12 protein-coding genes are annotated in these 12,631 nt (G+C 72.1%); 6 read left to right on the forward strand and 6 right to left on the reverse strand.

The genetic code is table 11. The features are described 5' to 3' along the window. Positions 1–6: 6 nt before the first annotated feature. From infB to rimP, 4 genes are all read right to left on the reverse strand, one after another. Positions 7–3,030 (reverse strand): translation initiation factor IF-2, encoded by a 3,024-nt coding sequence (gene infB, locus E1287_RS05645; RefSeq protein ID WP_131963744.1) that lies wholly within the window; start codon positions 3,028–3,030, stop codon positions 7–9. A 134-nt stretch (positions 3,031–3,164) separates the two neighbouring features. Beyond that, on the reverse strand, positions 3,165–3,488 hold the full coding sequence (locus E1287_RS05650; protein ID WP_131963745.1) for a YlxR family protein: 324 nt from the start codon (positions 3,486–3,488) through the stop codon (positions 3,165–3,167). Next, complete coding sequence (nusA, locus tag E1287_RS05655) at positions 3,454–4,539, reverse strand: transcription termination factor NusA (RefSeq protein ID WP_131963779.1); 1,086 nt, start codon at positions 4,537–4,539, stop codon at positions 3,454–3,456. The genes E1287_RS05650 and nusA overlap by 35 nt, the downstream gene beginning before the upstream one ends. Positions 4,540–4,564: 25 nt before the next feature. Further along, positions 4,565–5,209 carry a ribosome maturation factor RimP gene (rimP, locus tag E1287_RS05660; protein ID WP_131963746.1) on the reverse strand — a complete coding sequence of 215 codons (645 nt, stop codon included), beginning with the start codon at positions 5,207–5,209 and terminating at the stop codon, positions 4,565–4,567. A gap of 302 nt (positions 5,210–5,511) precedes the next feature. Between rimP and E1287_RS45415 the strand changes: the two genes are divergently transcribed. The 3 genes from E1287_RS45415 to E1287_RS05675 all read left to right on the forward strand — a co-directional run bounded on the left by E1287_RS45415 (position 5,512) and on the right by E1287_RS05675 (position 8,081). Then, positions 5,512–6,507 carry a ferritin-like domain-containing protein gene (locus tag E1287_RS45415; RefSeq protein ID WP_243718661.1) on the forward strand — a complete coding sequence of 332 codons (996 nt, stop codon included), beginning with the start codon at positions 5,512–5,514 and terminating at the stop codon, positions 6,505–6,507. An 86-nt stretch (positions 6,508–6,593) separates the two neighbouring features. Then, positions 6,594–6,917, forward strand: coding sequence for a hypothetical protein (locus E1287_RS05670; protein WP_131963747.1), 324 nt, complete (start codon positions 6,594–6,596; stop codon positions 6,915–6,917). 99 nt (positions 6,918–7,016) lie between these two features. Beyond that, a complete protein-coding gene (locus E1287_RS05675; protein ID WP_131963748.1) occupies positions 7,017–8,081 on the forward strand; it encodes an SAM-dependent methyltransferase in 1,065 nt (354 codons plus the stop codon). Between the two features lie 27 nt (positions 8,082–8,108). On the opposite strand, the gene E1287_RS05680 is transcribed toward E1287_RS05675, so the two are convergent. Then, positions 8,109–8,810: an HAD family hydrolase gene (locus E1287_RS05680; RefSeq protein WP_131963749.1), complete on the reverse strand. Its 702-nt coding sequence runs from the start codon at positions 8,808–8,810 to the stop codon at positions 8,109–8,111. A 161-nt stretch (positions 8,811–8,971) separates the two neighbouring features. Between E1287_RS05680 and E1287_RS05685 the strand changes: the two genes are divergently transcribed. After that, complete coding sequence (locus E1287_RS05685; protein ID WP_131963750.1) at positions 8,972–9,241, forward strand: hypothetical protein; 270 nt, start codon at positions 8,972–8,974, stop codon at positions 9,239–9,241. A gap of 26 nt (positions 9,242–9,267) precedes the next feature. Here the strand turns inward: E1287_RS05685 and E1287_RS05690 are convergent, their stop codons facing one another. Next, the gene (locus tag E1287_RS05690; RefSeq protein ID WP_131963751.1) at positions 9,268–10,716 is read right to left on the reverse strand and encodes a hypothetical protein; all 1,449 of its coding nucleotides are present in this window, start codon (positions 10,714–10,716) and stop codon (positions 9,268–9,270) included. A gap of 169 nt (positions 10,717–10,885) precedes the next feature. Here E1287_RS05690 and E1287_RS05695 point away from each other — a divergent pair, with 169 nt between their 5' ends. After that, the gene (locus E1287_RS05695) at positions 10,886–11,977 is read left to right on the forward strand and encodes a lysylphosphatidylglycerol synthase transmembrane domain-containing protein (RefSeq protein ID WP_131963752.1); all 1,092 of its coding nucleotides are present in this window, start codon (positions 10,886–10,888) and stop codon (positions 11,975–11,977) included. 134 nt (positions 11,978–12,111) lie between these two features. Further along, on the forward strand, positions 12,112–12,630 hold the full coding sequence (locus E1287_RS05700; RefSeq protein ID WP_131963753.1) for a flavin reductase family protein: 519 nt from the start codon (positions 12,112–12,114) through the stop codon (positions 12,628–12,630). Position 12,631 lies beyond the last annotated feature (1 nt).

Genomic DNA, 12,631 nt, shown 5'->3' on the forward strand with positions numbered 1-12,631 from the left:
GAGACTTCAGTCGCGGGGCTTCTCCCGCATCTCGAAGCACTCGATGACATCTCCGAGCTTGATGTCGTTGTAGCCCACGCCGATACCGCACTCGAAGCCCTCGCGGACCTCGGTCGCGTCGTCCTTGAAGCGGCGCAGCGACGACACCGTGAGGTTGTCGGAGACCACGACGCCGTCGCGGACGAGGCGGGCCTTGGCGTTGCGCTGGATGACCCCCGAGGTGACCATCGAGCCGGCGACGCTGCCGATCCGCGGCACCTTGAAGATCTCGCGGATCTCCGCGGTGCCGAGCTGGACCTCCTCGAACTCCGGCTTGAGCATGCCCTTGAGGGCCGCCTCGATCTCCTCGATCGCCTGGTAGATGATCGAGTAGTACCGGATGTCGACGCCCTCGCGGTCGGCCAGATCCTGCGCGTTGCGCTCCGGCCGCACGTTGAAGCCGATGATGACCGCGCCCTCGGACGCCAGCGACAGGTTGACGTCGTCCTGGGTGATCGCGCCGACGCCGCGGCGGATGATCCGCAGGTTGACCTCCTCGCCCACGTCGATCTTGAGGAGGGAGTCCTCCAGCGCCTCGACGGAACCGGACACGTCGCCCTTGAGGATGAGCAGCAGCTCCTGCCGCTCGCCCCGCTCCAGGTCCTTGAACAGCTCTTCGAGGGAGCTGCTCTTGCGACTCTTGAGCAGTTCGGCGTTGCGCTTGCGCGCGACCCGCTTGTCGGCGATCTGCCGGGCGACCCGGTCGTCCTCGACGACGAGGAAGTTGTCGCCCGCGCCGGGCACGGCCGCGAGGCCGAGCACCAGCACCGGACGGGACGGGCCCGCCTCCTGGACGTTGTTGCCGTTCTCGTCGAGCATCGCCCGGACGCGGCCGTGCGCCACGCCGCAGACGATCGAGTCGCCGACCTGGAGGGTGCCGCGCTGCACCAGCACGGTCGCCACGGCGCCCCGGCCCTTGTCCAGGTGGGCCTCGATGGCCGAGCCCTGGGCGGGCATGTCGGGGTTGGCCTTCAGGTCGAGCTCGGCGTCGGCGGTCAGGACGATCGCCTCCAGCAGCCCGTCGATGTTGAGCCGCTGCTTGGCGGACACGTCGACGAACTGGGTGGAACCGCCGAACTCCTCGGCGACCAGGCCGTACTCGGTGAGCTGCGCGCGCACCTTGTTCGGGTCGGCGCCCTCGACGTCGATCTTGTTGACCGCGACGACGATCGGGACCCCGGCCGCGGTGGCGTGGTCGATCGCCTCGGTGGTCTGCGGCTTGACGCCGTCGTCGGCGGCGACCACCAGCACCACCAGGTCGGTGGTGTCGGCGCCGCGGGCCCGCATGGCGGTGAACGCCTCGTGGCCCGGGGTGTCGATGAAGGTGATCTTGCGCTCTTCGCCGTCGACCTCGGTCTCGACCTGGTAGGCGCCGATGTGCTGGGTGATGCCGCCGGCCTCGCCCGCCTGCACGTTGGCGCTCCGGACGGCGTCCAGCAGCTTGGTCTTGCCGTGGTCGACGTGACCCATGACGGTGACCACCGGCGGACGGGACTGGAGGTTCTCCTCGCCGCCCTCGTCCTCGCCGTACTCGATGTCGAACGACTCGAGGAGCTCGCGGTCCTCGTCCTCGGGGCTGACGACCTGGACGTCGAAGTCCAGCTCGAGCCCGAGCGCCATCAGGTCGTCGGGGTCGACGGACTGGGTCGCGGTGACCATCTTGCCGAGATGCATCATGATCGCGACGAGCGACGCCGGGTTGGCGCCGATCTTCTCGGCGAAGTCGGTCAGGGACGCACCCTGCGGCAGCCGGATGGTCTTGCCGTTGCCGCGCGGAGCGGAGACGCCGCCGACGGCGGGCGCCTGCATGTTCTCGAATTCCTGACGGCGCGCCCGCTTCGACTTGCGCCCGCGTGCGGGGCGTCCGCCGGGACGGCCGAACGCGCCCTGCGTGCCGCCGCGACCGCGACCGCCGCCGCCCGGACGGGGACCGCCGAAGCCGGGACGTCCACCGCCGCCGCCTCCGGCGCCCGTGCGGGGACCGCCGAAGCCGCCGCCGGGACGGCCGCCGCCACCGGGACCGCGACCGCCGCCGCCCGGACCGCGGCCACCGCCGCCGGGACCGCGACCGCCGCCGGGACCGCCGCGCCCTGGGGCGCCGCCGCCACCGCCGCCGGAAGGCCGCGAGGAAGGCATGTTCATCGGGCTCGGACGCGGGCCGCCCGGACGCGGCGGCATGCTGCCGCCGCCGGGGCTCGGCCGCGGGCCGCCGGGACCGGCGGCTCCGCCCGGCCTCGGACCGGGACGCGGGCCGCCCGGAGCGCCGCCGCCACCCGGGCGGTCACCGCCCTGGCGCGGACCCGGACGCGGGCCCGGCTTGGGCGCCTGGCCCATGCCGCTGGCGTTCGAGCTGAACGGGTTGTTGCCCGGACGTGGGCGTCCGGGGCCGCGGCCGCCGCCGTCGGAGCGGGGGCCGGGACGCGGGCCCGGCTTGGGCGCGCGGGGACCCGGCTTCGGGCCGCCCGGCGCGCGGGTACCGGAACCGCCGGAACCGGACGCGGCCGGCGCGCTCGGGCCCTGCGCCGCGGGCGCGTCCACCGGCGTGCTCGGCACGGGCGGGACCGCGGGACGCGGCGGGGCCGGCTTAGCGCCGCCGCCGGGACCACCCGGACCGCCTTGACCACCCTGACCGCCACCTGGGGCGGCCGGGGCGCCTGGGGCGCTCGGGGCCGGCTTGGGCGCGGGCGGGCGCGGCCCGGCGGGCCGCGGGGCCTGCTGCCGCGTGCCCTGAGAATCGGAGGGGCCGCCGGACGGTCCCGGACGCGGCGCGCCCGGACGCGGACCCGAAGGACGCTTCGGGGCGGCCCGCTTGTCCCCCTGCTGGGAGGACGACGAATTTGAGAAGGCTTCTTTCAGCCTGCGTTCGACCGGCGCCTCGATCGTGGAGGACGCTGACCTGACGAACTCGCCCATCTCTTTGAGCTTGGCCATGACGACCTTGCTCTCTACACCGAACTCCTTGGCGAGTTCGTACACCCGGACCTTGGCCACTGCACTCCCTACTCGGTCCGGGGGTGCGGCCTCCGGACCGTCGCTAACTTGCCGTACTCATAGCGGCGTGCTCATCGAGCGCTCATAGCAATCTCGACCTGCTTCCGACTAGACGTCGCTTACCTTCGGCCATATCAGCCATCCTGCTGCTGCGCGGCGCGTGCCGCAAGCCGAGCCCGCAGCGCACCGGCGTCGAGCGGCCCCGGAAGGCGGAACGCCCTCGGGAACGCCCGACGTCGCTCTGCGAGCTCGAGACATCCCGGATCGGGGTGCAGATGCGCGCCCCGTCCCGGCAGCCGCCCACGCGGATCGGGGACGATGACGCCCTCGACCACTACCAGGCGCAGCAAGTCGGACTTGACCGAACGAACCCGACAGCCCACACACGTGCGGACAGGGGCCGATCGGCCATGTGTCATGAGTCTACCGCGCCGACGCGTCGGCGGGACCGGTCGCATGCGCTCCTGGCGTAGAAGATCCAGATTCGCCGGGCTCGGCGGCCTTGGTGGCCGTTTCCCCGGACGCGGCGGACTGCCCCGGCGCGGCCCCCTGCTCGGGCTCGGTGTCGGACCTGATGTCGATCCGCCAGCCGGTGAGCCGGGCTGCCAGCCGGGCGTTCTGGCCCTCCTTGCCGATCGCGAGGGACAGCTGGTAATCGGGCACGATCACCCGGGCGACCCGGGCGTCGGCGTCGACCACCTCCACATGCGAAACCCGCGCGGGCGACAGCGCATTCCCGACGAACTCCGCCGGGTCCTCCGACCAGTCCACGATGTCGATCTTCTCGCCGTGCAGCTCGGCCATCACGTTGCGGACGCGGCTGCCGAGCGGGCCGATGCAGGCGCCCTTGGCGTTCACACCCGCCTTCCGGGAGCGCACCGCGATCTTGGTGCGGTGGCCGGCCTCGCGGGCGATCGCCGCGATCTCCACGGTGCCGTCCGCGATCTCCGGGACCTCTAGCGCGAACAGCTTGCGCACGAGGTTCGGGTGCGTCCTGGACAGCTGGATGGACGGGCCGCGGTGGCCCTTGCGGACCTGCACGACGTAGGCGCGCAGCCGCTCGCCGTGCTCGTACTGCTCGCCGGGCACCTGCTCCTGCGGCGGCAGGACGGCCTCGATCTTGCCGAGGTCGACCAGCACGTTCCGCGGGTCCTTGCCCTGCTGGATGATGCCGCTGACGATGTCGCCCTCGCGTCCGGCGTACTCGCCGAACGTCAGCTCGTCCTCGGCGTCGCGGAGGCGCTGCAGGATCACCTGCTTGGCGGTGGTGGCCGCGATGCGCCCGAACCCCGTCGGGGTGTCGTCGTACTCTCCGACGGGCTCGCCTTCCTCGTCGGTCTCGGTCGCCCACACGGTGACGTGGCCGCTCTGGCGGTCCAGTTCGACGCGGGCCTTGGGGGCCGCGCCCTCCGTCCGGTGGTAGGCGATCAGCAGAGCGTCTTCGATGGCCTTGACGGCCACGTCGAGCGAGATGTCCTTCTCGCTCTCCAGGCCCCGCAGGGCGGTCATGTCGATGTCCACGAGGTTCCCCCCTCTAGTCCGGCTCAGCCGGAGAACGCGTTCCCTCGGCCGTGCCCGCAGGGTGTTTGAACTCCACCTGCACTCGGCCGCGCCCCAGCTCGCCCAGGCCGAACCGCCGCCGGACGGTCTCCGTCGCGGCGGCCTTCGGCCCGGCCTTTCCCGGCCCGGCCGATTTCGGTCCAGCGGACTTGCCGCCCTTGGCCCCGGCTCCCTTGTTCCGGCGCTTCTGGACGACGTCGATCTCCACGGCCTCGTCGTCGGCCGCGACCACGCGGCCCTCGACCTGGCCTCCCTCGGTCAGCGGGGCGACGACCAGCCGGCCGACGGCACGGCGCCAGTGCCGCGGCTCGGTGAGGGGGCGGTCGACGCCCGGGGAGGTCACCTCCAGCACGTAGGGCGAGGTCCCCATGACATCGGCGGCGTCGAGCAGCTCGGAGGCCGTCTCGCTGATCGCGGCGATGTCGTCGAGGCCGACGCCGTTGTCGCCGTCCACGACGACCCGCACGAGGCGGCGCCGGCCGGCGGGCCGCACGTCGACCTCCTCCAGGTCGAAGCCGGCCTCGCCCACCGCGGGCGCGAGCAGCCTGGTCAGCTCGGCGGCGTCGGCGCGCGCCGGGCGCCCCCCTTGAGCGCGGCCGCCGCGGGACTCGACGCTCATGGGACCCTCCTCCTGTTGTGCCGCCAGCGACCTGTCGTGCCGCCTGCGGAGCGTGCCGCCTGCGATCGCGGACGTCGCCGCTCGTACCTTGACACCTCAAGACTATCGACAGCCGGGGACCGCAGCGGTTTTTCGATCGGCTCACCGGCGCGGCGGATATGGAATGCTTGAGCAGGCCCGATGGACGAGTCCCGGGAGCCGGGCCGCAGAGGGCCGCCGCCACCACTCCACCGGGTGAGGAGACTCCCTTGCCAGAGGCCGTGTCGCGCCCGCCCGAATCCGTGTCCCGCCAGCCGGAATCCATGTCGTACCAGCCAGAGTCCGTGTCGCGTCCGCCAGAATCGGTGTCGCGGCGCGCGCTGCTGGGCCGGGGGGCGGCGCTGGGCGGGGGAGCGCTCGTCCTGCCGTGGCTGGTGGGCTGCGCGGCGGAGGCCGCGGCGCCGCGCGAGGACGTGCCGACGCTGGTCGGCGCGATCGCGTCCGAGCAGAACCTGATCGCCACTTATGAGGCGGCGCGGTCGGTGAACACGTCGCTGGCCGGACGGCTGGAGCCCGTCCTGGCCCATCACCGGGAGCATCTCGCCGTCCTGAAGCGCCATTACGTGCCGGGGTCGGGCGACCGGGCCGGCGAGGGCGGCGCCATCCCGGCTCCCAGCGCGTCCCCTGTGCCGCGGGGCGGCGCTGTCTTCGTGGTGTTGCGGGAGGCGGAGGAGCGCGCCGCCGAGGAGCGCAGGGCCGAGGCCGCCAAGGCGGCTCCGGGGCTGGCCCAGCTGCTGGCGAGCATCGGCGCGTGCGAGGCGGGCCATGCCATGAGGGTGAAGGGGCAGGCCCCGCGGGTGCGGTCGAAGTCCGGCGCAGAGGCCGTCCAGTCGGCGCTGGCCGCCGAGCACGCGGCGGTGTACGGGTACGGGGTGCTCGGGGCGCGGCTGCAGGGGCCGCTCCGGCAGACCGCGAAAGCCGTCTGGAACGCCCACCGTGCCCAGCGCGACACGCTGATCTCGCTTCTGTCCGGCACACCGGTCGCCGCGGCGGCCGTCTACGAGCTGCCGGTCAAGGTCACCTCGGTGCGCAGCGCCGCTCAGCTCGCGGCGGCCTTGGAGGACGATCTGGTCCCCGCCTACATCGGTCTCGTCGGCGTCTCAGCCCCTGACCTGCGGGCCTTCGCCGCCGACGGCGCGCAGCGGGCCGCGGCGCGATCGGCCGCCTGGCGCGGCAAGGCGGGCGCGCCGATGCCGCGGGACGCGTTTCCCGGGCTGCCGTCCTCGGCGCTTTCCCCGCGCTCCGAATCGGGTGAGTGATCTTCCGCACCCCGGGAACGAAGTGCCCGATTTATCGCGTTCATCCTTTTACATGGGGATGACTCGGGGGAGGAGTCCAGATCGGCATGACCACGATTCCGCAGGGGAGCGCCCTCGATGAACTCCGGGCGGCCTACCACGAACAGCTGACGCAGCTCGCCGCCGAGCGCGACGCCGCCCGGCGCCAGGCGCGCAGGGCCCAGGCCCAGGCCGACGTGGCGCGGGCCGATCTCGCCAGTTTGAAGAGCCGCGTCCACGAGCTGCTGAACGCCGCCGCACGGCACCTTCCGGACCTTCCGGCCGTGGAGGCTCCCGCGGCGCAGCGGGCCCTTCCGGCCGCGTCCGGCTCCGCCGGTTCTGACGAGTCTGGTTCCGCTGAGTCCGGTGAACGTCCCGCCCGAGCCGCCTGACCCGGGAGGAACGGCCCCGACAAGGGCCGTCGGAGACCGCCGGGAACGCCTGTTCCCGGCGGTCTCCGCCGTCCGGGACGAGGCTGTAAGGTCGGGCGAATGACCGCGTACGGCCTCCTCGTCTCCCCCTCGCACAACCGGGTCTACGCCCAGGCCGCCGCCGCGCTGGTGAAGGCGGAGCTGACGGTGTTCAGCGAGCGGGCACTGGACGGGCGCGTCCGCGATGTCCAGGAGACCGCGATCGGCGGCGTCCCGTACGTGACGTTCTCCGCCGACGAGCTGACGGAGCAGGACGTCCGCCTCCTGTCGAACCTGTCGTCGCTGTACGCGCTCTTCCGGATCGAGGACGAGCTTCTCCGTCCCGTCACGCTCCAGCCGCTCGACCTGTTCGGCAGCGACCTCCTCACCATCCAGAAGTACTCGGGCAAGACGAACGAGTACTTCACCAAGCTGCTGCTGAACGTCACCGCGATGGCGACCGACTCCCCCATGGACCTGGTCACCGGGCGTCCACGCGTCCTCGACCCCATGTGCGGCCGCGGCACGACCCTCAACCAGGCCATGATGTACGGCCTGGACGCCGCCGGGATCGACATCGACGGCAAGGACTTCGACGCCTACGCCGCCTTCATCAAGACCTGGCTGAAGAACAACCGGGTCAAGCACCAGGCCGAGGTCGCCAACGTCCGCCGCGAGAAAGCCGTCCTCGGACGCCGCCTGCACGTGACCCTCGGCGCGTCCAAGGAGCGCTACAAGAGCGGCGAGACGATGGAGATCACCGTCGTGAACGCCGATTCCCTCGATGCCGGGAAGTTCTTCCGGCCAGGGTCGTTCGACATGATCGTGACGGACGCGCCGTACGGGGTGCAGCATGGGAGCCGTCCCAAGGGCGGGCAGGGGCAGCGGGGACGGAAGGGCAAGCTGCACCTGTCGCGCAGCCCTGTCGAGCTCCTCACGGCCGCCGTTCCCGAATGGGCCCGGCTACTGCGCTCCGGCGGCGCCATCGGCATCTCGTGGAACACGTATGTGGGGCGCCGTGAGGAGCTTGCGGACGTCCTCGCGTCCAACGGGCTGGACGTCCAGGACTCCGACGCCTACCGCGGCTTCCGCCACCGCGTCGACCAGGCCATCACCCGCGACCTCATCACCGCCCGCAAGCCCTGACCAGCACCGCCTGCGCGCGCCTCGCGGTCATGGAGCGTGCCAGCGTTCGATGTGCGGGAGCAGCTCGTCCAGGCCGTGGATGAGGGCGTCGGGCGGCGTGAGGCCGGGACGCTCGAAGGCGTGGGTGGTCTGGTGCCGGATCTGGACGGCGCGCAGCCCGGCGGACTTGGCGCCGTGGATGTCGTCGTACGGGCGGTCGCCGACGTAGACGCAGGACGCGGGATCGGTGGCGCCGACGGCGTCCATGGCGGCGCGGAACGCCTTGGCGTGCGGTTTCGTCCAGGGGATCTCGCTGGAGTAGACGGCGCCGTCGAGCAGGTGCAGGACGTCGTCGCGGGCGAAGATCCGCTCGTGCAGCTCGCGCGACCAGATGGTGTTGGACAGGACGCCGACGCGGATGCCGCGCTCGCGGAGGGCGTTGAACAGGCCGGGGACGGCGGGGTCGGTGTGGGTGTGCGGCGTCCAGGTCTCGAAATGGGTGGCGAGGAGCGCTTCGGTGGCCTCGACGCCGGCGATCTCGAAGACCTCGGCGAGGGTGGCGCTGCGCTGCTCCTCGTCGCAGCGGCGGCCGAGCGCCAGCTCCGCGTCGGCGAGCGCGGCCGCGGCCTTCTCGACGTCGTCCGGGGGCAGGTGGGCGGTGCAGATCGCGCGCCACAGGTCGGCCAGTTCGATGTCGTGCCACGGGGTCAGCGTGCCGCCCCAGTCGAAGATCACAGCTTGTACGCCCATGCTCCGGATCGTAACCACCCGCGCGGCATGGACGATCACTCCCGAACGCGACGCTTTCGTCCACCGGGACGGGAGGTTTCGTCCGGCGCGAGCGGGAGTAGGGCGGCCGTCAGCGGGGATACCGGTCCGATCAGCGGAAACCGACACGGACTGGAGGAGCCATGAGGGCGCGCAAGCCCGGTGAGGCCAGGGACTTCCGCGACGACATCGACGACATGGGCGACAACACCCAGGACGAGCAGATCGGCCTGACGGAGGAGTACGTCACCGACCCGCCCGAGGAGTTGGAGATCGAGGAGCCCCAGCAGAGCAGGGACGGGCTGGGCATCACCGAGTACGAGCGGCAGACGGCCAGGGAGGGCGACGACGAGCGGCCCCGACCGGACACGCCCGCCGAGTCCGACGCCGTCAACCCCACCCGGAGACCATGAGCACGCTGCCGCAGGGCAGGGAGCGGTTACGGCATGCCCGGCTTCTGCATCTCCTTGCGGTAGATCCAGTACAGCATTCGCTGGCCCGGACGCTCGGTGACGCCCCAGACGCGGTCGCCTCCCGAGTACGGGTCGAAGGCGAGGGACTCGCCGCCGATCGGCCCGACCAGGTGGAACGGTGAATTGCCGTCCCCGTCGCGGTCGCTGTAGATGGAGCCGGGCGAGGCCCCGTTGGACGTGTTGTAGTAGATCGTGTCTCCCGTCCCGCTGTGGTAGCCGGAGACGCCCTGCACCTTCGTGAGGTTCGTGCCGTACACGACCGATGACTTCACCCGTCCGGACGCGTCGGTCTTCAGCGACCCGTCCGCGTTGAGGGGCCACCGCACCACGCGCATGGGCCGCGCGGACGTCACCCCGCCCGCGGTCTTGAACTCGGCGGTGAGGAGGCTCTTCGGCGAGGTGGTCGGGTCATAGGAGACCGTGCTGAAGCAGAGGTCCTGGTTCTGGGCGTCCGGCACCTTGTCCCAGGCGGGGCAGGAGCCGGCGTTCTCGGGACTGAACGCGGCCGTCTGGAACAGCGCGTACTTCTCGTTGTGGGCGTAGAACTTGCCGTCGTCGCCCACGCCGAGGATGTTCTTGCCGGTGGCGACCCGGTAGGTGCGCCGGATGTCGTACACCCGAAGCCCGGACGTGCTGGCCGTGTAGAGGAAGTCGCCCGCCAGGGCGGTTCCGCCCTGGTGCTGCTTGGCCTCCGCGACGCCCTTGGTGGTGACGGATCCGGTCGGCGGCGCGGCGGGCGAGACGTCCTTGAACGCGAGCTTCCCGTCGGCGGTGGCCGTGGGGATCGCCAGTGTGACGGGCTGGTAGGCGCCCTTGGCCTGGACGCGCGGACGGGTGCCGACCGTGATGCGCGACCCGTCCGTCACCCAGTCGTCGCCCTCCTTGTGCCGGTGGTACCAGCTGAGGACGACGCCGTCGAGCTGCTCGGTGCGGCTGATGGCGACGCCCTGCGGGATCCAGTACTGGGAGCTCTTGTCGCCGTTGTCGAAGCACCACGCGCCGAGCGTCACCTTGGCGTCGACGGCCATGACGGCGTCGTTGGAGCCGCATTCGCTCTTCCAGCTCAGCCCGTTTCCGGCGCCGGCAGCCGCGGCGGCGAGGTTCGGCTGGCGTGTCATGCCGCGGTCGGGGTTCGCAGCCATCGCGTCGAGTTGGCGAAGGGCGTCCGCCGGCACGGGCTCGGACTTCATCGTGAACGAGACTCCGGGGAGCGGCGCGGTGTCTCCGGCGGCGGCCGCCGCGGCGGCGGGCGAGATCGCCACCGTCCGCGGGGTCCCGGACGGCAGCGCCACGGCGGCGGCGACGGCGAGCACGGCGCCGCCCCCGAGGCCGATCATGGTCGTCGTTCGGGGGGTGTACATGGTGACCTTTCCGGGAGACAGGCAGAAATAGGACAGATCGGAGATCCTGGGCACTTATTGATCATCTGTCAGAGCAACGCGCGAGGTTCCCGACCGAACCGTTCGCCGCGCCGTGACGGGCGGGGCAAGAGGTCGTCCGGCGATTCGCGGGCGTACCACGGGGAATGTCAGGATTCGGGCTTAGGCTGCTCAAAAATGGGCGGATCTGCGAGGTAACCGGGACATGCGGCGGGCGGGCGTGATCGTCCAGTGGGCGCTCGTCCTCGCCGCGCTCGCGACCCTCCCGCTCTACCGCGACGAGCTGCCCGACCTCGGCACCGTCTGGACGGCCGCGACGCACGCCGACCCGGCCTGGCTCGCCCTGGTCGTCCTGGCGGTGGCGGGCTCGATGGGCGCGTTCGCGCGGCTCCAGCGCCGGCTGCTGCGCATCGGCGGCCTGCGGATGTCGCTGCGCCGCGCGTTCGCGATCACCTACGCGGGGAACGCGCTGTCCACCACGCTGCCGGCCGGACCGGCGGTGAGCGTCGTCTACACGTTCCGGCAGTTCCGCCGCGGCGGGGCGTCGGCGCAGCTCGCCACGGCCGTGATCGTGGCGGGCGGCGTGATCACCACCACCGCCTACTCGCTGATCGGCCTGCTCGCGCTGCTGGCGGCCCCGCACGCCCGCGGCCCGGCGTTGGTCGTCCTGGCCATACTCATGACGCTGCTCATCCCGGCCCTGCTCTGGCCGCGGACGCGCGCCCTGGCGACTGCCCCGATCCGGCGCGCCTACCGCGCCGCGATCGCCCACCCCAAGATCGCACCGCACGTGGAGCGGCTGGCGGACGTCCCGCACAGCCTGCGCCCGACCCGCCGCGACTGGGCCGCACTGATCGCGCTCTCCCTGCTGAACTGGGTGTTCGACATCCTGGCGCTGCTGTCGGCGGCGCACGCGGTCGGCATCGGCGCCGCCCCGGACGGCGTCGCCCTCGCCTACTTCGCGGCCCAGGCGGCGGGCAGCCTCTTCCCGCTGCTGCCCGGCGGTCTCGGCGCGATCGAGGGCAGCATGGCCGCCTCGCTGGTCGCCCTGGGTGCGGCGCTCTCGCCCGCCGCCGCGGCCGTCGGCCTCTACCGGCTCGTGTCCTACTGGGCCGTCGTCGCGGTCGGCTGGATCGCGTGGATCATCCTCCACGAGGGCCTGCGCCTCCCGGCCCGCGCCAAGGCGCTTCTGGCCGGTTCCGGACGCCTTCTCCTGGACGGCCTGGCGACCGTCGCCTACGTCGCGCCGTACGCGGCCGTCCACCTGCGCGCCCAGGCCGGCGCCCGCCGCCCCTGACCCGCCGCCTCATCAGCCCAGCGACCGACCCCTGCCTCGGACCTTCGACCGAGATCACACTTTCCGGGAATCAACATCACAAAAAGGGGGCTTTAGTGGTCATCGACCGACCCGATGCCACGAAACGGACTCCCATGTACGGATCGCCCAACGGCCCGTCCGCGACACCGGTGCTCGACGTCGACGACAGCAAATTCCGCTCGGTGCTGAGCCGATTCGCGACCGGCGTGGTGGCCGTCGCCGCCGTCGAGCCCGAATCGGGACGTCCGACCGGCCTGGCCGCGAACTCGTTCACGTCCGTCTCACTCGACCCGCCCCTCGTGGCGTTCTGCGTCGCGCACACCAGCACCACCTGGCCGCGCCTGCGAGCCGCCGGCCGCCTGTGCGTCAACATCCTCGGCGAGCCGCAGCTCGCGATCGCCGAACGCCTGGCCCTCAGCGGCGGCGACAAATTCACCGGCGTCGACTGGACGGAGTCCCCCGGCGGCGCCCCGATCATCGACGGCGCTCTCGCCTGGATCGAATGCTCGGTGACCCAGGAACACCCCGCCGGCGACCACACGATCGTCGTGGCCCACGTCCACGCCCTGGCCGTCCACCACGACGACCCACCCCTGATCTTCTACAAGAGCACCTACACAACGCTCCCCTGAC

Source organism: Actinomadura sp. KC06, from assembly GCF_004348735.1.
Taxonomy (GTDB): Bacteria; Actinomycetota; Actinomycetes; order Streptosporangiales; family Streptosporangiaceae; genus Spirillospora.